Consider the following 23,465-nt stretch of genomic DNA (forward strand, 5'->3'; position numbering starts at 1 on the left):
CTATAGAGGGGGCTTTCACCAATATCTCTATTATGGCACTCATAGTGCGTAGATTAACAGAAATGAGGAATGTTCATTATGATGAGAATGATGAATAACAAGAAGAATGTGAAAATATTCTCCATTGTTATTGCCGCAATTTTTATTATCGGTATTGGTGCGTTAGCCTATACTCAAATGGCTACACCTGGTACTAGTGCTGCTAGTAATGTAGGTGTAATCGATATGAGCCGTTTGGATAATCCTGAAAACCCTGTATATGTAAAAGCTGCTAAGGAATTTACTGATTATCGTAGTCAAGTAGCTGCAGATATGCAAACGAAGGTAGATGCTGCTCAAGATGATGCTACTAAAGCTAAAATTAAGCAAGAAGCACAAGCTAATGTAGAAAAGAAAATGGAAGAAATGAATAAACAAATGGCAGATCAAACCATGGAAGCAGCTAAAGCTGTTGGCAATGCTAAGGGTTTATCTGTAGTTCTTCCTAAAGACGCAGTTCTTTATGGCGGTGTAGATATTACTGACCAAGTACTAAAAAAACTTGCATCTGATGCAAAATAATAACGATACAAAGGTAATCGGATAAGGGTGAGCAGTATGAAGCTAAATAAACGGTATATAGGATTATTTCTGTTTTTAGCAGCTGCACTGATTGCGATGTATGGAGGCTATGGATTTATTACTAATCGGCAATCTTCAGAAGGGCCATCTATTGGGGTAGTACAAATTGATGATGTACTAGAGTTTAATCCGTCTTATGAAGATTATAAGAATGCAAAGACCGAATTAGAACAGTTAAAAGCGCAATATGCTTTAGAACAAGAGGCGTTAAATACTAAGTCTGATTTGCAGAACGAACAGCTTAAATCCTTGTCTTTAGACACAACATTGTCAGATGCGTTGAATGTTGAATTACAAACGCGTATCGCTACAAAGCAAAATCAACTTAATGCACAGCTAGATGCTAAACGGGCTGAACTGGTACAAAAATACATGAAAGAGCTCAAGGTTGTTAACAAGGGATATGACTTGGAGATTGTAAATCTACAATTACAACTATATGCTTTTGATAGCCGTGTTTATATCGATGATGCGCAGAAAGAAGCTGCTCAGGCACAAAAAGCTGAATTGGAAAGCCGACTTCAAAGCTTGCTGGCTAAACGTAAACCATCCAATTTTGATATGGATACTATACGGGCTAAAGTAGATGCAGAATTAAAACCTATTCGTGATGCAGGGGAACAAGAACTTAAACAATATGCCGAATCTGTACAAGCTGAACTAGCAAAGAAACGCGATACAATGATGCAAAATCAAGCTAAAGCGATTGTATCGACGAATAATTTGCCAGTTCCTCAAGAGTGGAACGATAGTTGGGCAAAGAAATTATCGGATAAAGAGGCAGAGGTAAATGCACTTCATGAGGCCATTTTAGAAGACGTGAGAATGCGCGTTGCTATTATTGCTCAAGAACGTCATTTAGACCTTGTTTTGATTGATCATGGTGGAAATATCAAAGGGCTAGATATAACTGATGCTGTGAAAGCATCATATCGAGTTCAGTAAGGAGTATACGATGAATAAGAAAATGAAATCTTTAATTTTAGGTGCAACAATGATTATGGCATTGCCAATTATTGGTGGTTGCGGTAGCAATACTATTGGTTATGTAGATTCCCAAAAAGTTGTGACACAAACTGCGAAATCCATTGAGATTAATAAGGAAATTAATGCAAAAGGTAAAGAACTTCAAGCTAAAATCGATGCTGCTGATGAAGCTTCCAAAGCACAAGTTACAACTGATGCAAAACAAGATTTTAATGCTTTCACAACTGCAAAAAATCAAGAATTGAAACAATATATCGATCAACAAGTTAATGAATTAGCTAAAGAGAAAAAGCTAGATGTAGTATTGCTTAAAGGTGCTGTTGTAGGCGGTGGCGTTGATGTAACTGATGACCTTATCAATAAAATGGGCAAAGCATCTGATGAAGATATTAAAGCTGCAGAAAATGAAGCAAACCAACAAGAAGCTCAACAAGCCCAACAAGCTCAACAAGGTGACGCTCAACAAGCGCAACCTGCTGAATCAGGCAATGCACAATAGTTTAGTTAACACTTGGGGGGGACTTAATAGTGGAAAAGACCGTACTGGAGCTTGCTCAACTTATTGGTGGTAAGGTAGTGGGCGATGAAACGCTAGTAATCACAGAAACACGTGGCTTTGAACAAGCGGCACCTCAATCGATTACATTTGCTATTGGTGAATATGTGGAACACATTGGTTTATGTAAAGCTGGTGCTGTAATCTTAGAGCAAGAAGTGCCTAATGCACCGATGACACAAATCATTGTAGATAATGCAAAGGCTGCCTTCGCACAAGTATTACAATTATTCCATCCACCTGTTGTAATACCACGTGAAATCCATCCTACTGCAATCATAGGTGAGAATGTTAAGCTAGGCGATAATGTTGCTATTGGTGCATATTGTGTAATTAATGATAATGCAGTGATTGGTGATAATGTTACAATTCGCCCATATGTTTATATTGGTCATAATACTCGTGTTGGTAATGATTGCGATATATATGCTGGTGCCATTGTTCATGAAAACTGTATCTTAGGAAATCGTGTTGTATTACGCGCCAAAGCAGTAATCGGTGGTGAAGGTTTTGGTTTTGCTACTGAAAATGGCGTTCATACGCATATTCCTCAAGTCGGCAATGTCATTTTAGAGGATGATGTAGAAATTGGATCATGCACAACTATTGATAATGCAACTATGGGATCTACATTAGTTCGAAAGGGTACAAAAATTGACAACCTAGTTCACTTGGGACATAATGTTGAAATTGGTGAAAACTGCTTCCTCATTGCACAAGTTGGGATTGCAGGTAGTACGAAATGTGGAAATAATGTAATTTTTGCAGGACAAACCGGTTGTACAGGGCATATTACTATAGGTGACAATGCAAAATTTGCTGGCAAAACAGGTATTACTGGTAATGTGCCAGCAGATGCCGTCATGGCTGGTTACCCAATGCGTCCTCATAAGGAATGGTTAAAACTGTCCGCTTATGAACATCGCTTACCAGAGATGGTAAAAACTGTAAAACAATTGCAGAAGGAAATCGATGCTTTAAAAGCGCAGCTTAAGGAGAGCTAATACGTTTATGTATAGGTTTATGAAGTTGTTTAGTGCCTTTATTTGTATGTTGCCCCATAGTTGGCAGTATGCATTAGGTACATTGCTTGGTGAAATTGCTTGGCTTGCAGTGCCGCCTAAACGAAAGCGGTTGGCAATCGGGCAGATTTTATTTTGTAAAATCACTGATGATCCTGTTGAAGCGAAGCGAATTGCTAAGGCGAGTACGACTCGATTTGGTCGTATGATAATCGATGTATTGCGATACCCTGAAATTAAAGATGGTGACTATAAGGATATGGTCAACTTTACGAATAAGGAGATATTGGATGAAGCTTTAGCTGATGGTAAGGGGGCAATCCTAGCCGCCCTTCATAGTGGCAATTGGGAATTGCTTGGCGGTGTACTGGCTTCTGAAGGGTATCCTTTAATATCTGTAGCATTAAAACAAAATGGCGATGCAGATAAATTTATCAATGAATATCGTGCGCTTATGCATCAACATGTGATGTATAAGACGAGTGTACGGGATATGGTAAAAGCCCTAAAGGGTGGGGCTTTCTTAGGATTGATCATGGATCAGGACCCTGGAGAGAATGGCGTATTGGTACCATTCTTTGGCTATGAAACGTTAACAGCAGATGGTCCTGCTGTATTAGGACGTATGCAAGATGTACCTATTATTTTTGTGACCATGCATTATAGCCCTTACACAGGAAAGCATGAAATTGAAGTGCATCCACCATTATATGTAGAAAAAACAGATGATAAAAAACGCGATGTAGCGATTACTACAATTAAACTCAATGAATTTGTTGAGGATTATATTCGTCGTTATCCAGAAGATTGGTTCTGGCTACATAATCGTTGGAAATGGACTCGTCGTTACTATGGTGACAAGATTGATACACCACCAGATGTGTTTCATTAAAAAAATATAAAAAGTATAATCGGCGTTGCAGATGTCTTTGAATAAAGCTTTGCAATGCCGATTTTTTACATCTAGTCAGTTGATAAATAGTCCTATATTCTTGTAACAGCTATGCAAATAGGGTATAATACAGTATGGTGTATAGTAGACATGGAATTAGATTATGAAAGGACATTCTTATGAGTAAGCCCCAACAAACAATTAAACAGGCTATTTCATATAAGGGAATTGGCCTTCATAGCGGGGAACCTGTAACCATGGTTTTTAAGCCAGCACCTGAAAATACAGGAATTGTGTTTGTGCGCTCAGATATAGAGGGAAACCCCTCCGTTCGAGCACACATTGATAATGTGACGAACACTATGCGCGCTACTACTTTGGAACATGGTGAAGCAAAGGTTTTCACTGTTGAACACGTAATGGCTGCATTCAGTGCTATGAATATTGATAACTGTTTTGTTGAAATGGACTCTCCTGAGCCACCTGTTGGCGATGGAAGTAGTGCCGTATTTGTTGACTTAATCCTTCAGGCGGAAATTGAAGAACAACAAGCTGAACGACATGTGTATAAGGTGAAACGTAGCCATTCCATTTACGATGGCGATAGATTTATTCTTATCGTACCTTATGATGGATATCGCGTTACATTTACATCGATTAATCCACATCCGTTGCTCGGTACGCAACAATGTGATTTTGATGTAACACCTGAGTATTTTAAAGAACATATTGCCCGAGCTAGAACCATTGGATTTGTAAAAGAATTAGAACAATTGCAAGCCATGGGATTGGCAAAGGGGGGCAGTACAGATAATGCTCTTGTATACGATGATACAACTTGTTTATCTGTTCCAAGATTTGAAGACGAATTAGTTCGTCACAAAGCCCTTGATGTGATTGGTGATTTATATTTATTGGGACCTATTGAGGGACATGTAATTGCGTTAAAATCGAGCCATGAACTCAATTCTCGTTTGGCTCATAGTATAATAGAAGAAATAAGGGAGACACAGCAATGATTCTTAACCACGAAGACATTTTAGAAATTTTACCACATCGTTACCCAATGCTATTGGTAGATCGTATTATTGAATTAGAACCAATGAAGCGTGCTGTGGGCATTAAAAATGCTACATTCAATGAATTGTTCTTCCAAGGTCATTTCCCTGGAAATCCAGTTATGCCAGGTGTGTTATTAACAGAAGCTATTGCTCAAGTTGGCGGTATTGCTTTGTTATATCCTGAAGAAAATCGTGGATTAACACCTATGTTTACAGGCATTGATAAAGTACGTTTCCGTCATCCAGTAAAACCTGGTGATGTTGTACGCATGGAAGTAGACATTGTAAAAATTAAGGGCCGTATGGGCAAGGTTGAAGGTCGCGCTTATGTGGGCGATAAACTTTGTGCTAGCGGTGAATACATGTTTGCCCTTGTATAATAGACTTAAGGAGTGATTGTAGTGATAGTTGTAGGCATGGAAAATGCGGAATCCAACATTCATAACACAGCCATAGTGCATCCGAATGCTAAACTGGGCAAAGATGTTGTCATTGGACCTGGTGCTGTCATCGGGGAAAATGTAGAAATAGGGGATGGCACTCAGATTGGTGCCAATGTAGTTATTGGTGGTTGGACAACCATTGGTAAACGTTGTGAAATCTATCCAGGTGCATCCATTGGTTTGGAACCGCAAGATTTAAAATTTAAAGGCGAGAAAAGTTATTGTTACGTGGGGGATGAAACGGTTATCCGTGAATTCGTTACCATCAGTCGTGCTACTGGCGAAGGAGAGGAAACACGAGTTGGCAATAACTGTTTATTGCAAGCATGTACGCATGTAGCTCATAATTGTATTGTGGGGAATAATGTTATTATGAGTAATTGCGCAGGCTTGGCTGGTCACGCTATCGTTGAAGATCGCGTGGTTATAGGCGGCCTCGCTGGTGTTCATCAATTTGTAAAAATTGGCCGTAATGCTATGGTTGGCGGTATGGCTAAGGTGGTACAAGATATTCCGCCTTATGTTATTGCCGATGGTCAACCAGCTCGTGTTATCGGATTGAACTCTGTTGGCCTATCTCGTGCAGGTATTTCGGAAGAGGTACGCCGTAGCTTGAAGCAAGCGTTCCGCATCATTTATCGTTCAGGCTTTAGCTTGTCTAGAGCTATTGAAGAGATGGAAATGCAACTTGATTCTTCCGTTGAAATTGAAAACTTATTACGCTTTTTACGCAATGCTGATCGTGGCATTATGCGTACGCGTCGTGATTAATGAGAAACTCTACATTATGTTTATATAATGTAGAGTTTTTTTGTTGTTATTTTATATTCTTTTTAGAGGTTCTGTTTAATAGTGAAAGTCTAGGTAAATACTGCATTTTTATGGCTGGAAAAGCATTGATAATGTAGTAAAAATGCGTGATTTATAGTACAATATAATGTATATGAGTATGTCTTAAAATTTACACTCATACTACATAATTTAGCATAGTATTGTGGACCGTTTTCGGCTTCACATAGGAGGTTTAGTCGTGGCCAAGGTAGGTTTAATTGCAGGTATTGGCGTTTTACCTGTTGAGTTCATGCGTGCTGCTCATATGTTGGGGCATCAAGTCGTAGTCATCGGTGTTGTACCTGATACAGATCCTATATTAGAGAAAGAAGCAGATGCTTTTTATCATATTAGTGTGGCTAAGTTAGGCAAAATATTTAAAACCCTGAAAAAAGAGGGCGTTTCTGAACTTACCATGCTCGGGAAGGTGACAAAGGAAATTTTGTATAAAGGCTTATCCTTTCCTGATTTAAAAACGTTAGGTGTCCTTAAACGATTGAAAAATCGTAAAGATGATACGATTATGCTCGCTATTGTTGATGAAATTGAACGAGAAGGTTTTTCTGTTTTAGATCAAACTGTGTATTTGAAACCGTTTATGCCTAAGGTTGGAGTGTTGACAAAACGACAACCGACAGAAGAACAATGGCAGGATATTTGCTTCGGCTTTGAATTGGCTAAACAGATGGGCAAGCTTGATATTGGTCAAACTGTAGTAGTAAAACATAAAGCAGCAATGGCTATTGAGGCCATTGAAGGGACTGATAAGTGCATATTGCGTGGTGGTGAACTCGGTAGAGGTGAAGCCGTAGTCGTTAAGACTGAAAAACCAAATCAAGATGTACGCTTTGATGTACCTGCTGTAGGTATTAAGACTTTGATGTCCATGGTAGATAGTGGTTGTACTGTCTTGGCTGTAGAGGCTGAAAAGACGATATTTGTACAACAAGAAGATGTACTAGAAATGGCTAATCGCCATAATATTATTATTTGTGCTGTAGATCAAGCATTTGTAGATGCTAGAAAGGAACTATGATGAAAATTATGTTTTCTGCTGGCGAAGCGTCTGGAGATACACATGGCGCTAGCGTAGCCAAAGCGCTTTCACAAATAGATTCCAATATAGAAATGTTCGGTATGGGTGGCACCTTGATGGAACAAGCTGGCGTTCGTATCGTATATGATATCAAAAATCTCGGCGTTATTGGCATCGTAGAAATCATAAAATCATTGCCAAAGTTCTTTAAATTACGCACCTATTTAAAACGGGTTATGTTGAAAGAAAAACCGGACGTACTCGTATGTATCGATTATCCGGGATTCAACATGAAATTGGCTGAAGTGGCTTATGAGTTAGGAATTCCTGTATTGTACTATATAGCGCCTACTATTTGGGCTTGGCATAGCAGCCGCGGCAAGACCATTAAGAAGTTTGTTACAAAGGTGGCCTCTATTTTTCCGTTTGAAGCAGAAGCATATCGCAAGTTCGATTGTGATGTGGAATTTGTGGGGCACCCATTAGTAGATATCGTGCATCCATCCATGACTGTGGAGGAGGCGATGGACTACTTTGGGGCTAGGCCAGAAGCAAAACGTGTTCTATTGATGCCGGGAAGTCGAAAACAAGAGGTGTTATCCCTCTTGGATGTAATGCTTGAAAGTGGGGAGCGTTTATTACAATCTCATGAAGATGTGCAGTTCTTTTTACCGCGTGCTCATACGATTGATCGCAGTGAATTAGAAGCTTTCATCAGTGAACGGAATGTTCCTGTAACGATTACAGAGGACCATACATATGATTTAATGCAAATTTGTGATGTATGTTTAGCAGCATCGGGAACTGCTACATTAGAAACGGCGATGATGGAATTACCAACTGTATTATTGTATAAGGTATCGCCAATTACCTACGGGATCGGTAAGATGGTCGTAAATCTTACACATGTAGGTTTGCCTAATATTGTGGCTGGTAAGGAAGTGATTCCCGAATTATTACAAGACGATGTTTCCGTAGATGCTATAGTGAATACCGTCTTACCTCTATTAGATGATTTACAAGTTAATCAACGTATGCGCACTGAATTGCGTAGCGTTAGAGATAAACTAGGTGAGCCTGGTGCCGTTAATCGTGTGGCTCAATTGATTTACAACCTAGGTAAGGAGAATATTGATGAATAGTTACTCACGTTTGTTGTTTTTTGTGAGACCCTATTATAAACGAATGATATTTGCTGTATTTTGCATGATTGTAGCAGCTGCAGCATATCTAGTAGTACCATGGCTTATCAAAAATGTAGTAGACCAAGTACTGCAAGATAAAAATATGTTTATGCTAAATCTCATCGTTGGGGCCATCATTTTAATATTTTTAATTCGTGGCTTTGCCACATATGGACAGACTTACAATATGTCCTATATTGGTCAACGAGTTATCATCGATGTGCGGGAAGCAATTTTTAAGCATTTACAACGCTTGTCCTTATCCTATTTTGATCGCCGTAAAACTGGCGTCATCATGAGTAATCTTACAAATGACGTGGCTGCTCTTCAATCAGCAGTAGTGGATAATCTAATATCTCTCATTACAGAGTCCGTTACCTTAATTGGTTCTTTAGTTTCCATGTTGCTCATCGATTGGAAGTTAACACTGGTTACATTTATTACGGTGCCAATGGTGCTGATTATCATAAATGTGTTTGGTAAAAAGTTGCGTTTAGCTGGCCATGATGTACAAGGCCGTATCGCTGATATTACAGCTCTTTTACAAGAGGTAATTTCCGCTATTCGCGTCGTAAAATCTTTTGCTCGCGAAGGTTTTGAAGTTAAACGCTTTGAAGTAGAAAATCAAAATAACTTTAATGCCGTTATTAAAGCCACTAAATTGACTAGCTTATTAAGTCCTATGGTTGAGTTCTCTGCAGCGATTGCAGTGGCTGTTATCCTGTGGTATGGTGGTTATTCCGTAGTTACAGGAACAATTACAGCTGGTTCTTTAATTGCGTTCTTGATTTATGCTATTAACCTATCAAATCCTGTTAAGCGTTTGAGCCAAGTCTATGGTAATATCCAAAAAGCGTTGGCTGCAGCTGACCGTGTGTTTGATATTTTAGATACAAAAGCCGATGTAGTGGAAAAAGAAAACGCTATAGAATTGCCTGATATTAAAGGCGATGTAGATTTTAATCACGTTAGTTTCTCCTACGATGGTGAAAAAATGGCATTATGTGATTTTAACTTGTCTGTTAAGGCTGGTGAAAGCGTAGCCTTAGTAGGACCGTCTGGAGCAGGCAAGACAACATTAGCCAATCTATTACCTCGCTTTTATGATGTTACGAGTGGATTTATAACAATTGATGGTACAGATATTAAAGACGTAACCTTTAAATCGTTACGTAATCAAATTGGGTTAGTACCACAAGAAACAGTTTTATTTAATGCATCCATTAAAGAGAATATTTTATATGGTCGCTTAGATGCGAGTGATGAAGAAATTTACGAAGCAGCTAAGGCGGCGAATGTATTAGAGTTTGTGGATAAGATGCCTGATGGTCTCGATACTATTGTAGGTGAACGAGGTAGTTCGTTATCAGGTGGTCAACGTCAACGCGTTGCAATTGCACGTGCTATCTTGAAGAATCCTAAGATTTTAATTTTGGATGAGGCTACGTCTGCTCTTGATACAGAAAGTGAAAAACTTGTACAAGAAGCGTTAGACCGCTTGATGGAAGGTCGTACAGCCTTTGTTATTGCCCATCGTTTGAGCACTGTACAAAATGCACATCAAATTGTTGTATTAAATCAAGGTGAGTTGGTAGAGAAGGGAACTCACCAAGAACTATTAGCCTTGGAAAATGGTTTATATAACCATCTTTATTCCGTTCAGTTCTCTAATAAAGGATAAACATGTACTGGATATATAATGTATTGCTCATATTTTACTGGATTGGCCTAATTCCGGTTATCCTATATCGTCTTGCTTTTGAAGATGGTTTTTATGAGCGTATAAAACAAAGTGCAGGATATATGCCTGCTACACTATTAAAAAAAATAGAAGGACGTCGTGCGATATGGATTCATGCTGCATCAGTTGGGGAGATTGTTGCAACGAGTCCTCTTGTAAAAGAAATTAAACGAGAGTTTCCAGAAGCGGTAGTCGTTGTATCTGTCGTTACGGCCACAGGTCATGCGATGGCACATCGAATTATACCGGAAGCTGAAGGCATAATTTTCTTCCCCTTAGATTTACCGTACTTAACACGTAAAATTTTGCATATCATTAAACCGATTGCTATTTTATTAGTAGAAACAGAAATTTGGCCAAATTTCTTGCGTATCGCAGAGTCTGAAAAGATTCCAGTTATGATGGTGAATGGTCGTATTTCCGATCGCAGTATGAAACGCTATCGCTATATTAGTGCTTTCACGCGGGAAATGTTGAGCTCTATCGAACGATTCTGTATGCAATCAAATTTTGATGCAGAATATATTGCACAGCTTGGTGCGAACCCTGATGAAATCACTGTTACTGGCAATATGAAGTATGATCAAACCTATGCAACAGTATCCGAAGAAGAAAAGCAAGCCCTGTTAGACGAATTTGGATTTGGTCATAATCATCCTATTATCGTTGCAGGCAGTACACACAAGGGTGAAGATGAAGCCGTATTTGAATCTTTTAAACAGGTTTTAGTAGAGTATCCTAATGCAAGATTACTTATTGCGCCGCGTGAGATTTATAGAGGCCATGATGTACAGACCTTAGCAAAACGTTATGGTTTGGAAGCCATTTGTCGTAGTGATATGACCGAACCGGTGCATAAGGAAATTCCTGTAGTAGTACTTGATACGATAGGGGAACTTGGTCGTTTGTACAGCTTAGGTGATATCATTTTCGTAGGTGGTTCTCTTGTTAAAACAGGGGGGCACAATATTCTAGAACCAGCTGCTCATGGAAAACCTATTATTGTGGGCCCGCATATGTTTAATTTTAAGGAAATTTTTAATCTCTTACATTCTAGACATGCATGTGAGCAAGTTAAAAATCAAAAAGATTTAACTACTATGATTTTACATCTCTGTAAACACCCTGAATTAGCGAAAGAAATGGGGCAGAATTGCTTAGATATTATCCGTGAAAATCGTGGTGCAACGCGTCGCAATACGCAAGAATTACGTCAACTATTTGAATCACATCATATTATTCCTTAAGAAATATTGGTGTAATCGATACGGAAGGAGGTGCCTACTATGAATGGTGAAGATATTTTTAAGAGCATTGTAAGCGGCGAAGATCAATCTATCTTAGGCGATGTAGCCAGGGCTGGGTTATCACTTCTTAGTAAGGGGTATAAAAAAGCTGTTACTATGCGTAACGCAAAGTTTGATGCAAATAAAGGTGTTGTAAAAGTATCGATACCTGTAATTAGTGTTGGTAATATAACAGCTGGTGGAACTGGTAAAACTCCAATGGTTAGACTTATCTGTGATATTTTAGGACAGAAAGGCTTTCATCCAACTGTATTGAGCCGTGGTTATAGAGCTAAAGATAATAGTCAAAATACAATTATTTCCAAGCATGGATCTATTTTAGTAGAGCCTGAGGAAAGTGGAGATGAGGCTTGGCTATTAGCGAAAGTGCTACCAAAATCTAGTGTGATTATTGGTCGTAATCGTATAGAATCGGCACGTATAGCAATTGAAGAGTTAGGTGCTGATTATCTTGTAATGGATGATGGTTTTCAACATCGAGCGTTGCATCGAGATAAGGATATCGTATTAATCGATGCATCGAATCCTTTTGGCTATGAACATGTATTGCCAAGAGGATTATTACGTGAGCCTATGGAGGGCCTTGCACGAGCTGATATTATTGTGCTTACAAAAGTAGATCAAGTTGATCCAGGATTGGTTGCAGCACTTAGAAAACGATTAGCTCGGATGGCGCCACAAAAGCCTGTTTATGAGACCATTCATAAACCACGTGTAGTCTATACACTTGAGGCATGGGCTAATGGTGATGAAGGACATCCTATTGGTACTGATAATGATTTGCCTATTATGGCTGTAAGTGGTATTGGTAACCCGCAGTCCTTTACAAAGACACTAGAAGATTGTGGTTATGACGTAGTCCATACAATGGGCTTTGGTGATCATCATGATTTTTCGGATGATGATGTAGTTGAAATTTGGAAGCAGGCTTTTGCTCATCAAGCCAAGGCAATTATGATTACTGAAAAAGATGCTGTTAAATTAAGTCAGTTGTATACAATTGAAGACTTGAAAATACCGATTCTAGTGCTATCTATAGGCATTGAGTTCCTTTCTGGAAAACAAGAATTCATAGAAAATTTAGAGATTTAGTGTATAATAATAAGATACGCAAATAAAAGAAATGAGGTTTTATTGTGAATATTGGTTGTGTGATTCCAGCTCGATTTGGTTCCACGAGATTGCCAGGAAAACCATTGGCAGATATCGCGGGTAAACCTATGATTCAACGTGTTTATGAACGTGTGACAGAGGCGAAGAAACCACAGGTATTTGTCGTGGCTACTGATGATCAACGCGTATATGATGCAGTTAAATCTTTTGGTGGTACGGTCGTTATGACTGATGCCAATCATCCGACTGGAACTGACCGATTAGCTGAAGTAGCACAACAATATAAAGACCTAGATGTAATCATCAATGTACAAGGTGATGAACCTATGATTGATGCGCATTTAATCGATCAGTTAGGAGAGCTTTTTGAAGATGATGAACATCTACAAATGGCTACAGTAGCAACCCCTTTGTTAGAAGATGAGTATGATGACCCTTCTGCGGTGAAGGTTATACTTAATAAACGAAATGATGCGATGTATTTTTCTCGTTCTTTAATTCCATATCCACGTCATGATTTTGTTAATGCTCCTTTAAAGCATATTGGTATTTATGCATATCGTCGTCAATTTTTATTAGACTATGCAAAAATGAAGCCTACTGCAGCAGAGCAAACAGAGTCGTTAGAACAATTGAGAGCGTTGGAAAATGGATTTTCCATTCGTGTCATCACTACAGATAAACGATTTGTTGGTGTTGATACACCAGAAGACTTAGCTCGTGTAAATGCAATATTCGAGCAAGAGGAGAAATAAATGAAAACAGTAAACGTTGGTAATATGACAATTGGTGGCGGCAAAGGGCTATTTGTATTAGCTGGTCCATGCGTAATCGAAGATTACGACCGCACATTGGCAATTGGTAAAGAGGCTAAAGCAATTTGTGAACGCATCGGCATTCCTTATGTATTTAAAGCTTCCTTTGATAAAGCTAATCGGTCTAGCTTTAATTCTTTCCGTGGTCCAGGTCTAGAAGAAGGTCTAAAAATTTTAGCATCTATCAAAAAAGAATTGAATGTACCAGTTGTTAGCGACATCCATTCTATTGAACAAATTGAACCTGCTGCAGAAGTGTTGGATATTCTTCAAATCCCTGCATTCTTATGCCGTCAAACTGACCTAGTTTACGGTGCTGCTAAAACAGGTAAATGTGTAAATGTAAAAAAAGGTCAATTCATGGCTCCAAAAGATATGGAGAATGTTCTTAATAAAATGAAAGAATCGGGCAATGAAAATCTTATGCTTACAGAACGTGGTTTTAGCTTTGGCTATAATAATCTCGTTGTAGATATGAGATCATTCCCTATTATGCGTTCCTTTGATTATCCAGTAATTTTTGACGCTACTCATAGCGTGCAATTACCAGGTGGGGCTGGTACAAAATCTAGTGGAAATCGTGAATTCGTGCCAAATTTAGCACGTGCCGCTGTCGCTAGTGGTGTAGATGGGTTATTCTTTGAAGTACATGATAATCCTGAAGAAGCGCTTTCCGATGGTCCAAACATGGTGTATTTAAATCAATTTGAAGATTTATTAAAAGACTTAGTAGCTATTGATAAAATCGTAAAACGATAAGGGGCGATAGTATTGGATATTTTAGAACAGGCTGCTCAAGTGCTTCATGAGGAAGCACAAGCGATAGAACAGTTAATAACAACATTAGATCAAAGTTTTGTAAATGCTGTTAACATGATTCTTGCATGCAAAGGTCGTGTTGTATGTACTGGTATGGGTAAATCTGGACATATTGGTCGCAAGATTGCTGCTACATTAGCGAGTACAGGTACACCAGCATTATTTATGCACCCAGGGGAAGGTGTTCATGGCGATCTAGGTATGATTACTGAAGATGATGTGGTACTTGCCTTTTCTAATAGTGGGGAAACAGGTGAAATCATTAGTATTTTGCCTTCATTGCGTCGCATAGGTGCTAAATTGATTTGCGTTGTAGGGAAACCTGAATCTACATTGGCTAAAAATTCCGATGTTGTATTATTGGCGCAAGTTGAACGCGAAGCATGTCCGTTAGGATTGGCACCAACTACAAGTACAACAGTAGCATTGGCCTTGGGCGATGCTTTGGCGGTATGTTTATTAGAGCGCCATCATTTTACGCCGGAAAACTTCGCTGTTTTCCATCCAGGTGGCTCACTTGGAAGACGTTTATTGTTGACTGTTGAAAATATCATGCATGGCGGTGAAGATAATCCAGTTGTACACAAAGGGGCAACTGTTCGAGATGCATTGTTTGTAATGACGGAAAAAGGACTTGGTGCCACTAGCGTTATCGATGAAGATGGTCACCTAATCGGTCTTGTAACTGATGGTGATGTGCGTCGTGGTCTTGATTCCGGTAGCAATTTCTTAGAGTGGCCAGTTGAAGATATGATGACGAATATGCCTCGTACTATCACAAAGGATAAATTGGCTGCTGAAGCTCTTCATGTAATGGAAAAAAATCAACCTCGCCCTATTACAGTGCTACCTGTAGTAGATGAAGAAGGCCATGCAATGGGTATTGTTCACATTACAGACTTACTTCGTCGAGGCATCGTGTAATGAATATTAAGTGGATTATCCTCGATGTTGATGGTGTATTAACAGATGGAAAATTAATCTATACATCGGGTGGTGAAGAAATAAAAGCCTTCTCCGCAAGAGACGGATTAGGTCTAGCCGCCGCTCATAAAGCAGGAATTTCTTTGGGCATTATAACAGCTCGTATATCGCCTATGGTGGAACGGCGTGCTAAGGAGTTAAAATTTGATGCTTTATTGATGGGGCATGCTAATAAAACAGAGGCTTTGCGTTCTCTTTGTGCTAGTCACAATATTGAGTTAGAGCATATAGCTTATATGGGTGATGATTTAAATGACCTAGGGGCTTTATCGCTTGTAGGCTTGCCGATGGCTCCTCAAGATGCGGCGGCTGAGGTTAAGGAATTAGCTCAATTTGTATCAAATCACAATGGTGGATCTGGTGCCGTGCGAGATGCTGTTGAATATATTTTAAAATCTCAAAACATGTGGGATTCAGTCGTAAAAGACTATGCTATGGAGGCTCATAACCATGGTCAATAAAGGAGGTGAGCAGAATGAATAATGAATGGCAATACCATGTCGTTAAGGGGATTAGTTGGCTTGTATGTCGACTGCCGTATAAGCTCATTTTGCTCATAGGTGCTAGCTTAGGACCCCTGTATGGAGTTATTGCAAAAAAGCAAAAGCTAAGAGGCATTAAAAATATAAAAATTGGCATGAATATGAATGACGAACAGGCAGAGGCTTTAATTGAAAAGCTATTCAAAAACCTAGGCCGCAGTGTTATGGAAATTCTGTATATGCCGAATTTGACTAAGAAATTTATTAATGAGCATATCGAAATGCGTGGTGTAGAGCATTTGGAGAATGCTATTAAAGAAGATAAGGGCGTTATTGTTCTTACGGGGCATGTAGGCAACTGGGAATGGATGGGGGCTGCGTTAGCTGCACACGGGTATCCATCTACAACTATTGTTAAGAAACAACCTAATGCACAATTTACACGCTTTATGAATGAATATCGTGAAATGGTGGGCCTCGATGTGTTTGCCAGCGGTGGTAATGAAATAGTTTCTGCTGCAAAAGCATTGAAAAAGAAGAAATTGTTGGGCTTCTTGGCCGATCAAGATGGATATATTCACGGGTTACCGGTGCCATTTTTAGGGCAACCTTCTTCTGCTGTTGTAGGACCGGCTACATTTGCTAAAAAATTCGGTTCTCCTGTAGTACCAATTTTTGCATCTAGAAAGCCTGAAGGCGGACATATTGTTCATATCTTGCCACCATTACATTACAATAATAGTGGCGATGATGATGTAGATATGTATACGTTGACAGAAGAGTGTGTACGCGTAACAGAAGACTTTATTCGCGAGCATCCGGATGAGTGGATTTGGTTCCAACATCGTTGGATGACTAAGATGAGCGAAATCGTTGATTATGATAAGAAACTAGAGATTCGGGAGAGAGCACATGAAAAACAATAAAAAATTAATCGCTATTGTCGTGGCTATCGTCATTGCTCTAGTTGGTCTAATCGCGTTTATTTTGCATGACTCTGGAGATTCTTCTTCTAAAGGGGCTGATAATGGACAACTGGTGAATTTCCAAGGGGCCGAGCTCCAAGAAGAGAAAGATGGTAAGTTGGTATGGGCCCTATCAGCAGAGAAAATTGAGTATGATCCACGTTCAAAATCGATTGTACTCACTAATTTGAAGGGCCTTTTCTATCAAGATGATGTGACAACTACGATTACAGCACCTCATGCTGTATTGTCTGGTGATCATAGTTCCCTTGATATTGATGGTGGTGTAACAGCTACCAATACGGAAGGGGCTAATTTTAAGACCGATGCATTACATTTTGATAACAAAACTAAAATGCTTACATCAAAAACGGCTTTCACTTATGATTCAAAAGATATTACCTTAACTGGTGATAAGTTAGAAGGTAATATGTCGTTGAAACAAATCAAAGCGATTGGTCATGCTAAATTGACGAAAAAGTAAAGTTGAGGAATTGCGATGAATAAGAAAAAATATATGGGATTAGCTGTAATCTCAGCAATGATGATGCTATCTGTTACCGCTTGGGCTGCTAATGAAGGTCCGTTGACCATTAGTGCGGATACATTATCCTATGATGGTAATACAGGTCGTGCAGAGGCATCTGGTAATGTAGTAATTACACAACAAGATAAAACGATGACTGGTGCGAATGGATGGTACAATACTAAAACTCGTGAAGCATCCCTAGAAGGTGGTGTTTCTATGATTGGTGATAATATGTCCATGTCCGCACAATCTGTACATAGTGTAAATGATAACCAGTTCACTGCAGAAGGGGATGTTCATTTGCAACGGGATGATCGCCAAATCTTTGGTGACTCTGTTGAGTACAACTCTGATACTGAATATGGTAAGGTAGTGGGGAATGCTAAATTAATTGCAGAAGGCACTACATTGACCGGTAACCAAGTAGAAGGTTGGTTGAAAGAAATTCGCGCCGTTGCACAAGGTGGCGTGACATTTAATAATCCAGATAAAAATGTATCTGGTTCGGCAGATCGTGCTACATATACGCAAACGCCTAATCAAAATGATGGGGTTGTATTGCTTACTGGCTCAGCACATGCAGTACAAAATGGTAATGTGTTGAATGCTCCTGAGTTAAAATTGTACTTGAAGGATAACTCTGCGGAAACATTAGGCGGACGTAGTACATTAGTTATCACACCGAACTAGTAAGGATTAATGTATGTATATAGAAACTAAGAACCTAGTCAAAACATTTAATGGTCGGAATGTAGTAGATGGTGTAAGTCTTCATGTTGAAAAAGGACAAGTCGTTGGGCTATTGGGGCCTAATGGGGCTGGGAAGACTACATCGTTCTACATGATTGTAGGCATTGAAAAACCGACGACAGGTATTATTACAGTTGATGGTAAGGATATCACGATGTTACCGATGTATAAGCGGGCCGCGGAAGGCATTGGATATTTACCCCAAGAGGCATCGATTTTTAGATCTATGACTGTTGAGGAAAATATTCGTGCCATGTTGGAAACAACAAATAAAAATCGTGATGAAATCGATCAAATTGTAAACTCTCTTATTGATGAATTTAATATTGGTCATGTTCGAGATCGTAAGGGGATGCAACTATCCGGTGGTGAACGGCGGCGTGTAGAGATTGCCCGCTGTTTGGCTTTAGAACCGAACTTTATCTTATTGGATGAACCATTTGCCGGCGTAGATCCAATTGCAGTTGCTGATATCCAACAAATTATTTTACAAGTAAAAAACAGAGGAATCGGCATTCTTATTACAGACCATAATGTGCGAGAAACATTAGGTATTGTTGATAAGGCCTATATTCTAAGCACAGGTAAAATCCTATTGGAAGGTACACCTGATGAAATTGCCAATAACCCAATTGCTCGTGAACATTATTTAGGTAACAATTTTAAATTATAGGAGGGACCATGCGCTTATTAGATAAATATATTTTAAAAGCCTTTGTAGGTCCATTCCTATTTGGGGTATTTGCTTTTACCAGTATTTTCATTGGTACAGGTACGTTATTTCGCATTGCTCAATATATAACAGAATATGGGGCTCCGTTACTACTCGTTATGAAAGCTTTCTTTTTAGCGATGCCAAGCATCATTTTATTGACATTCCCTATGTCTGTATTGCTTGGTTCATTGATGGCTTTCAGCAGACTAAGTAGTACTAGTGAAATCGTAGTTATGAGGGCTGGTGGCCTTAGTTTCTTACGACTTGCAATGCCAGTATATATTTTAGCGTTGCTTATTTCTATTGGTGCTGTAGCATTTAATGAATTTGTCGTACCACGTACAAACAATATGTATCAAACCATTGTGCGCGAAGAAATTATGAAGAATGCATCGCCACAAACGCAAAATCATATTGTGCTAAAATCTATGAATGGTGACAATCTTAGTACCTTGATGTATGCTAAACATTATGATAGTGGAAGTAAAAAACTAAGCATGATTACGGTGCAACAATTCAATGATAAAGGTGAACTACAACAGGTAGAAAATGCGGAAAATGCTGAATGGAATGGCCAAGTATGGGTCATGCATAGCGGTATAATCTATGACGTATCTGCCGGTGAAGGTGTAGAGCGGACAATGAAGTTTAAAGAACAGGTATTGCCAATTAAATCTTCACCAAATGAAGTACAACAAGATCAACGTAAACCAGAAGAATTGACGATTAAAGAATTGCGTCATCAAATTAAAGCATATAAAGCTGCATATACAAATTCTAATAAGTTAGAAATGGAAATGTATCAACGTTTTACCATTCCGTTGGCAAGCTTTGTATTTGCCTTAGTAGGCGCACCGTTGGGATTGCAAAAACAAAGGTCTAGTTCGTCTATCGGATTTGGTATCAGTATTTTAATCATCTTTATTTACTATGGTATCATGACCTTTGCCGGAGCTCTTGGTAAGGGTGGTGCATTACCAACGTGGATGGCAGCAATGATTCCTGATACATTAGGTATCATTGCCGGATTATATTTGAATTGGCGTGTTTCACGCTAATAGATAGTATGTTGGATTACAATTTATTTTGAAAGGAGGGACACCATGCTTGTAGGATTAAAGATTCTCGTTATTATCGCTATCATGGGCGGGCTTATTGCCTATATGGGTGATAAACTAGGAACAAAGGTCGGTAAGCGTAGAATGTCCCTCTTTGGATTGCGTCCTAAGCATACATCGATTATTGTAACAATTGTAACAGGTCTACTCGTTGCAGCCGCAACGGTTGGCGTTCTTACAATTACATCGCAAAGCGTACGTACTGCGCTTTTTGGGATGGATCAATTGCGGGCAGATATGAATCAGTTAACAGCAGAGGTAGCTGCTAAAAATGCTGAATTAGAACGAGGTCAAGCCTTATTGGAAGCTAATAAAAAAGAATTAGCGGACCGTATGGCTGAGATTGAAACAATTCGTAAAGAGGTTGAACAAAGCCGTCAAGAATTAGCTGATGCAGAGGCTGCGAAGGTTGCTACAGAGGCGGAATTATCTGCATTACAAGCCTCCTATGATGAGGCCTCTAAAAAATTAGCTGCCTTAGAAGCTACACGGGCTAGTATGGAAAAACATATTGCGGACTTGCAGAAAACACAAGAAGAGTTAAAAACGGGGATTATCCATCTTAGAGAAGGTACGATTTTATTCCAAGTAGACCAATTATTAGCACAGGCAGTAGTGCGTAATGGTTTATCCCCTAATGAAGCGCGAGATGCAGTTAATAGTATTGTGGAAGATACAAATAAACTCGTTCTTCGTCGCTTAGGTGTTGAAGATCATGGTGAATCTGTTGTATATGTGGACCGTCAAAATATAGAGGTTGCCATTTCTAAAATTGAAGAATCCAAAACGCCTATGGTTATCCAAGTGGTTGCAGCAGGTAATATCATTGCTGGTGAACCAGCGGTTGCGACGATTCACGTGTACCCACAACAATTTATTTATAAATCAGGTGACGTGATTGCTACGTCTGTTATCGATGGTGGTAGTAATGCTCAAGTCAATATGCTTCGTTTCTTGAAACAAGTCAATGAAGAGGCTAAGTCTAAAGGGGTTATACCAGATTCGTTGTCCGGTGATATTGGTACAATACCTGGAGATGAATTATTTTCGGCGATACGTCGTATTGGTATGTTACATGGCAAGGTATATGTAGAGGCCTATGCTGATGGTGATACATATTCATCTGGCCCTGTACATATTAAATTGCGTATTACACAAATGACAGATACGGGTAAACTTATAAAACCAAATTAGTTTCTATATAAATGGCCTATGTATTAAGATTTAATACATAGGTCTTTTATTTTGTGATAAAATATAACTATTGTATTGAGGAATGAGGAACATAGTATGAATAATACATCGTATATAGCTGCTGTCGACCCAGGGAATGAAAAGACAGGCGTTGCTGTTCTTTCACAAGCAGGCGAATTAATATATCGCACTATTGTGGAAACTAAGACATTTAATGGTTCTTTTGAAAGTATATTAAGTACTTATCTTGGTATACATCACATCGTATGCGGTAATGGTACCAATCATAAGCATTTATATCCATCTATTCAACAAATTGGGCGCAATCATAAAATTACGACGAGTTTGATTGATGAATCCCATAGCACAGAAGAGGCTAGAAAATTATATTGGCAATATAATCCGCCTACAGGTTGGCGCCGATTCGTACCTAAAGGGATGCAATTTCCGCCTGAACCAGTAGATGATTTAACAGCCTATGTTATTGGTATGCGATATACTGAACAATTGAAGGTAGAGGATTATAATAAACCTCAAGACTGTAATGTAGAAGATGATTTAGAAGCTAAACGTTTAGCAGCAATTAAAAAATTATATAATGAAGGAGATACACATGAGTAATGTTGTAAAAAAGATACATTGGTCCAGTCTACTACTGCGATGTATTTGGATGATTATAGGGGCACTGATTTATACGGTGGGCCTAGATCTATTTTTAGTACCAAATAATATCATCGATGGCGGCGTCGTTGGTATATCACTGATGGCGGCTGAACTTACGGGTATATCGTTTAGTATATTCGTAGTGTTAATCAATATACCGTTTTTGTATATTGGATATCGCATTAATGGTAAGGTATTCACCATATCTACACTATTTTCTATCGTTTGGATGGCCATATTTTCATCCTTTGCCCATGAATTTACACCGATTACGACAAATCCGTTTTTAGGTGCTATATTTGGTGGCATCATACTTGGGATTGGCGTAGGGCTTATCATCCGTAATGGGGGCTGCCTAGACGGTTCTGAAATTGTGGCTATTATTTTTGATAAACGAACTACATTCTCTGTTGGTGAAATCGTAATGGCCATGAACTTAGTCATCTTAGGGGCTGCAGGGTTTGTGTATAGCTGGGATAGTGCCATGTATTCATTGGTGGCGTATTTTATTGCCTATAAAATGATTGATATTACAATTACAGGCCTTGAAGAATCAAAGGGTGTTATGATTATTACGGATGCGGAGAATTCAGAAAAAATTGCGGATACATTAAATGCAAACCTAAATCGAGGGGTTACCATACTGTATGGTGAAGGGGGTTATTTAAAAACACCTAAGCATGCATTGTATTCAGTTGTAACTCGTTTAGAGATTACTCGATTGAAGGATGCAGTATATGAAGTTGACCCGTCTGCATTTATAACAATTCAAGATGTGCACGATGTATTCGGTGGACGTTTTACTAAGGGTGGACATTAAGGGGGCTCTAATGAATAATAAATTTGTAAAAGAAACATTAGATTGGATCTATGCCATTGTTTTGGCTCTAGTCATCGCTATGGTCATTCATATCTTTATCGTACAACCAACGCGCGTATCCGGTGAATCTATGGAGGATACATTACACAACGGTCAATATTTAATCGTAACCAAGTGGCAGCATATTATGCGCGATGTACCCGATTATGGTCAAATCGTTATCATTGATAGCCGTGTGAATCGTGAACGCACATGGACGGATGATGTGAAAGAACCGTTGATGAACTATGTTAGCGTTATCGATAAATCGGCTCAAACCAATGATGTGTGGGTAAAACGCGTTATCGGTAGAGCTGGTGATACATTGGAATTCAAAGATGGTCACGTATGGCGTAATGGTGAAGAACTACAAGAACCTTATACCAAAGATCCTACAATGAACTATAGTCGTTCTACACCTGTTGTAGTACCTGAAGGTCATGTATTTGTAATGGGGGATAATCGAAATCATTCTAGCGATAGTCGATTCATCGGACCAGTACCCGTAGATCATGTACTAGGTTTTGTAGAATATGCCCTATAAAAGGTAACTTTACACAAAATCTATTAGTATTAAGTAGTAAAATGCAATACTATAATTCTTTATATGAGAACGTATATTACAGAAATGTAATGTACGTTCTTTTTTATATATTTGATGAAGTATTATGTTGCTTGCAATCTATCCCATTTATACATATAAAGATGAATGATTTGTATAATCAATATCATTTACAATGATATTGAAAATTGATATTATTTCTATGTTATGTGAATT

General features: G+C 38.9%; 26 protein-coding genes. All 26 read left to right on the plus strand.

The genetic code is table 11. The features are described 5' to 3' along the window. Positions 1 to 78 precede the first annotated feature (78 nt). The 26 genes from VIHSUH07_RS07425 to lepB all read left to right on the plus strand — a co-directional run bounded on the left by VIHSUH07_RS07425 (position 79) and on the right by lepB (position 23,231). Positions 79 to 561, plus strand: coding sequence for an OmpH family outer membrane protein (locus VIHSUH07_RS07425; protein WP_009661451.1), 483 nt, complete (start codon positions 79 to 81; stop codon positions 559 to 561). A gap of 36 nt (positions 562 to 597) precedes the next feature. Next, a complete protein-coding gene (locus VIHSUH07_RS07430) occupies positions 598 to 1,566 on the plus strand; it encodes a hypothetical protein (RefSeq protein WP_009661462.1) in 969 nt (322 codons plus the stop codon). Between the two features lie 10 nt (positions 1,567 to 1,576). Beyond that, positions 1,577 to 2,107 carry a hypothetical protein gene (locus VIHSUH07_RS07435; protein ID WP_105084469.1) on the plus strand — a complete coding sequence of 177 codons (531 nt, stop codon included), beginning with the start codon at positions 1,577 to 1,579 and terminating at the stop codon, positions 2,105 to 2,107. Positions 2,108 to 2,136: 29 nt separating this feature from the next. After that, positions 2,137 to 3,168 (plus strand): UDP-3-O-(3-hydroxymyristoyl)glucosamine N-acyltransferase, encoded by a 1,032-nt coding sequence (gene lpxD, locus VIHSUH07_RS07440; RefSeq protein ID WP_105084470.1) that lies wholly within the window; start codon positions 2,137 to 2,139, stop codon positions 3,166 to 3,168. Between the two features lie 7 nt (positions 3,169 to 3,175). Continuing rightward, on the plus strand, positions 3,176 to 4,078 hold the full coding sequence (locus VIHSUH07_RS07445) for a lysophospholipid acyltransferase family protein (RefSeq protein ID WP_105084471.1): 903 nt from the start codon (positions 3,176 to 3,178) through the stop codon (positions 4,076 to 4,078). Between the two features lie 179 nt (positions 4,079 to 4,257). After that, complete coding sequence (gene lpxC, locus VIHSUH07_RS07450; protein WP_105084472.1) at positions 4,258 to 5,097, plus strand: UDP-3-O-acyl-N-acetylglucosamine deacetylase; 840 nt, start codon at positions 4,258 to 4,260, stop codon at positions 5,095 to 5,097. Continuing rightward, on the plus strand, positions 5,094 to 5,519 hold the full coding sequence (fabZ, locus tag VIHSUH07_RS07455; RefSeq protein ID WP_005376579.1) for a 3-hydroxyacyl-ACP dehydratase FabZ: 426 nt from the start codon (positions 5,094 to 5,096) through the stop codon (positions 5,517 to 5,519). Before lpxC ends, fabZ begins: the two co-directional genes overlap by 4 nt. 21 nt (positions 5,520 to 5,540) lie before the next feature. After that, the gene (gene lpxA, locus VIHSUH07_RS07460; protein ID WP_005376607.1) at positions 5,541 to 6,353 is read left to right on the plus strand and encodes an acyl-ACP--UDP-N-acetylglucosamine O-acyltransferase; all 813 of its coding nucleotides are present in this window, start codon (positions 5,541 to 5,543) and stop codon (positions 6,351 to 6,353) included. A gap of 259 nt (positions 6,354 to 6,612) precedes the next feature. Continuing rightward, entirely contained in the window at positions 6,613 to 7,449 is an 837-nt protein-coding gene (locus VIHSUH07_RS07465; RefSeq protein WP_105084473.1) for an LpxI family protein, read from the plus strand. Then, positions 7,449 to 8,591, plus strand: a complete 1,143-nt coding sequence (gene lpxB / locus VIHSUH07_RS07470; protein ID WP_105084474.1) for a lipid-A-disaccharide synthase — start codon at positions 7,449 to 7,451, stop codon at positions 8,589 to 8,591. Before VIHSUH07_RS07465 ends, lpxB begins: the two co-directional genes overlap by 1 nt. Continuing rightward, positions 8,584 to 10,314, plus strand: a complete 1,731-nt coding sequence (locus VIHSUH07_RS07475) for an ABC transporter ATP-binding protein (protein ID WP_105084475.1) — start codon at positions 8,584 to 8,586, stop codon at positions 10,312 to 10,314. Before lpxB ends, VIHSUH07_RS07475 begins: the two co-directional genes overlap by 8 nt. Positions 10,315 to 10,316: 2 nt before the next feature. Beyond that, complete coding sequence (locus tag VIHSUH07_RS07480; RefSeq protein WP_005376599.1) at positions 10,317 to 11,621, plus strand: 3-deoxy-D-manno-octulosonic acid transferase; 1,305 nt, start codon at positions 10,317 to 10,319, stop codon at positions 11,619 to 11,621. A gap of 39 nt (positions 11,622 to 11,660) precedes the next feature. Then, complete coding sequence (gene lpxK, locus VIHSUH07_RS07485) at positions 11,661 to 12,773, plus strand: tetraacyldisaccharide 4'-kinase (RefSeq protein ID WP_105084476.1); 1,113 nt, start codon at positions 11,661 to 11,663, stop codon at positions 12,771 to 12,773. 44 nt (positions 12,774 to 12,817) lie between these two features. Continuing rightward, positions 12,818 to 13,549 (plus strand): 3-deoxy-manno-octulosonate cytidylyltransferase, encoded by a 732-nt coding sequence (gene kdsB / locus VIHSUH07_RS07490; RefSeq protein ID WP_105084477.1) that lies wholly within the window; start codon positions 12,818 to 12,820, stop codon positions 13,547 to 13,549. Beyond that, positions 13,550 to 14,368 (plus strand): 3-deoxy-8-phosphooctulonate synthase, encoded by an 819-nt coding sequence (kdsA, locus tag VIHSUH07_RS07495; protein ID WP_105084478.1) that lies wholly within the window; start codon positions 13,550 to 13,552, stop codon positions 14,366 to 14,368. Between the two features lie 12 nt (positions 14,369 to 14,380). Further along, positions 14,381 to 15,352 carry a KpsF/GutQ family sugar-phosphate isomerase gene (locus tag VIHSUH07_RS07500; protein ID WP_105084479.1) on the plus strand — a complete coding sequence of 324 codons (972 nt, stop codon included), beginning with the start codon at positions 14,381 to 14,383 and terminating at the stop codon, positions 15,350 to 15,352. Then, positions 15,352 to 15,873 (plus strand): KdsC family phosphatase, encoded by a 522-nt coding sequence (locus tag VIHSUH07_RS07505; RefSeq protein ID WP_105084480.1) that lies wholly within the window; start codon positions 15,352 to 15,354, stop codon positions 15,871 to 15,873. The genes VIHSUH07_RS07500 and VIHSUH07_RS07505 overlap by 1 nt, the downstream gene beginning before the upstream one ends. A 14-nt stretch (positions 15,874 to 15,887) precedes the next feature. Continuing rightward, positions 15,888 to 16,820 carry a lysophospholipid acyltransferase family protein gene (locus VIHSUH07_RS07510; RefSeq protein ID WP_105084481.1) on the plus strand — a complete coding sequence of 311 codons (933 nt, stop codon included), beginning with the start codon at positions 15,888 to 15,890 and terminating at the stop codon, positions 16,818 to 16,820. After that, the gene (gene lptC / locus VIHSUH07_RS07515) at positions 16,807 to 17,343 is read left to right on the plus strand and encodes an LPS export ABC transporter periplasmic protein LptC (protein ID WP_105084482.1); all 537 of its coding nucleotides are present in this window, start codon (positions 16,807 to 16,809) and stop codon (positions 17,341 to 17,343) included. Before VIHSUH07_RS07510 ends, lptC begins: the two co-directional genes overlap by 14 nt. Before the next feature lie 15 nt (positions 17,344 to 17,358). Continuing rightward, complete coding sequence (locus VIHSUH07_RS07520; protein WP_105084483.1) at positions 17,359 to 18,078, plus strand: LptA/OstA family protein; 720 nt, start codon at positions 17,359 to 17,361, stop codon at positions 18,076 to 18,078. Between the two features lie 13 nt (positions 18,079 to 18,091). Beyond that, on the plus strand, positions 18,092 to 18,811 hold the full coding sequence (lptB, locus tag VIHSUH07_RS07525; protein ID WP_005376602.1) for an LPS export ABC transporter ATP-binding protein: 720 nt from the start codon (positions 18,092 to 18,094) through the stop codon (positions 18,809 to 18,811). An 8-nt stretch (positions 18,812 to 18,819) separates the two neighbouring features. Beyond that, entirely contained in the window at positions 18,820 to 19,911 is a 1,092-nt protein-coding gene (locus VIHSUH07_RS07530) for an LptF/LptG family permease (RefSeq protein ID WP_105084484.1), read from the plus strand. A 45-nt stretch (positions 19,912 to 19,956) separates the two neighbouring features. Then, positions 19,957 to 21,165, plus strand: coding sequence for a DUF3084 domain-containing protein (locus tag VIHSUH07_RS07535; protein WP_105084485.1), 1,209 nt, complete (start codon positions 19,957 to 19,959; stop codon positions 21,163 to 21,165). A gap of 96 nt (positions 21,166 to 21,261) precedes the next feature. Then, the gene (locus VIHSUH07_RS07540) at positions 21,262 to 21,786 is read left to right on the plus strand and encodes a hypothetical protein (RefSeq protein WP_105084486.1); all 525 of its coding nucleotides are present in this window, start codon (positions 21,262 to 21,264) and stop codon (positions 21,784 to 21,786) included. Further along, a complete protein-coding gene (locus tag VIHSUH07_RS07545; protein ID WP_105084487.1) occupies positions 21,779 to 22,648 on the plus strand; it encodes a YitT family protein in 870 nt (289 codons plus the stop codon). The genes VIHSUH07_RS07540 and VIHSUH07_RS07545 overlap by 8 nt, the downstream gene beginning before the upstream one ends. 10 nt (positions 22,649 to 22,658) lie before the next feature. After that, entirely contained in the window at positions 22,659 to 23,231 is a 573-nt protein-coding gene (lepB, locus tag VIHSUH07_RS07550) for a signal peptidase I (protein ID WP_105084488.1), read from the plus strand. Positions 23,232 to 23,465 lie beyond the last annotated feature (234 nt).

It is taken from the genome of Veillonella sp. T34266-5, from assembly GCF_002959815.1.
In the GTDB taxonomy this organism is placed as follows: Bacteria; Bacillota; Negativicutes; order Veillonellales; family Veillonellaceae; genus Veillonella; species Veillonella atypica.

What these genes read in the sequence shown, in the direction of transcription:
- lptC (WP_105084482.1), top strand. Translation starts at nt 16,807, where the DNA reads ATGAAAAACAATAAAAAATTAATCGCTATTGTCGTGGCTATCGTCATT.
- VIHSUH07_RS07510 (WP_105084481.1), top strand. Translation starts at nt 15,888, where the DNA reads ATGAATAATGAATGGCAATACCATGTCGTTAAGGGGATTAGTTGGCTT.
- lpxB (WP_105084474.1), top strand. Translation starts at nt 7,449, where the DNA reads ATGAAAATTATGTTTTCTGCTGGCGAAGCGTCTGGAGATACACATGGC.
- lpxK (WP_105084476.1), top strand. Translation starts at nt 11,661, where the DNA reads ATGAATGGTGAAGATATTTTTAAGAGCATTGTAAGCGGCGAAGATCAA.
- VIHSUH07_RS07435 (WP_105084469.1), top strand. Translation starts at nt 1,577, where the DNA reads ATGAATAAGAAAATGAAATCTTTAATTTTAGGTGCAACAATGATTATG.
- VIHSUH07_RS07540 (WP_105084486.1), top strand. Translation starts at nt 21,262, where the DNA reads ATGAATAATACATCGTATATAGCTGCTGTCGACCCAGGGAATGAAAAG.
- VIHSUH07_RS07445 (WP_105084471.1), top strand. Translation starts at nt 3,176, where the DNA reads ATGTATAGGTTTATGAAGTTGTTTAGTGCCTTTATTTGTATGTTGCCC.
- VIHSUH07_RS07480 (WP_005376599.1), top strand. Translation starts at nt 10,317, where the DNA reads ATGTACTGGATATATAATGTATTGCTCATATTTTACTGGATTGGCCTA.
- VIHSUH07_RS07505 (WP_105084480.1), top strand. Translation starts at nt 15,352, where the DNA reads ATGAATATTAAGTGGATTATCCTCGATGTTGATGGTGTATTAACAGAT.
- VIHSUH07_RS07530 (WP_105084484.1), top strand. Translation starts at nt 18,820, where the DNA reads ATGCGCTTATTAGATAAATATATTTTAAAAGCCTTTGTAGGTCCATTC.
- lptB (WP_005376602.1), top strand. Translation starts at nt 18,092, where the DNA reads ATGTATATAGAAACTAAGAACCTAGTCAAAACATTTAATGGTCGGAAT.
- VIHSUH07_RS07520 (WP_105084483.1), top strand. Translation starts at nt 17,359, where the DNA reads ATGAATAAGAAAAAATATATGGGATTAGCTGTAATCTCAGCAATGATG.
- VIHSUH07_RS07475 (WP_105084475.1), top strand. Translation starts at nt 8,584, where the DNA reads ATGAATAGTTACTCACGTTTGTTGTTTTTTGTGAGACCCTATTATAAA.
- VIHSUH07_RS07425 (WP_009661451.1), top strand. Translation starts at nt 79, where the DNA reads ATGATGAGAATGATGAATAACAAGAAGAATGTGAAAATATTCTCCATT.
- fabZ (WP_005376579.1), top strand. Translation starts at nt 5,094, where the DNA reads ATGATTCTTAACCACGAAGACATTTTAGAAATTTTACCACATCGTTAC.
- VIHSUH07_RS07535 (WP_105084485.1), top strand. Translation starts at nt 19,957, where the DNA reads ATGCTTGTAGGATTAAAGATTCTCGTTATTATCGCTATCATGGGCGGG.
- VIHSUH07_RS07430 (WP_009661462.1), top strand. Translation starts at nt 598, where the DNA reads ATGAAGCTAAATAAACGGTATATAGGATTATTTCTGTTTTTAGCAGCT.
- kdsA (WP_105084478.1), top strand. Translation starts at nt 13,550, where the DNA reads ATGAAAACAGTAAACGTTGGTAATATGACAATTGGTGGCGGCAAAGGG.
- lpxC (WP_105084472.1), top strand. Translation starts at nt 4,258, where the DNA reads ATGAGTAAGCCCCAACAAACAATTAAACAGGCTATTTCATATAAGGGA.
- VIHSUH07_RS07545 (WP_105084487.1), top strand. Translation starts at nt 21,779, where the DNA reads ATGAGTAATGTTGTAAAAAAGATACATTGGTCCAGTCTACTACTGCGA.
- lepB (WP_105084488.1), top strand. Translation starts at nt 22,659, where the DNA reads ATGAATAATAAATTTGTAAAAGAAACATTAGATTGGATCTATGCCATT.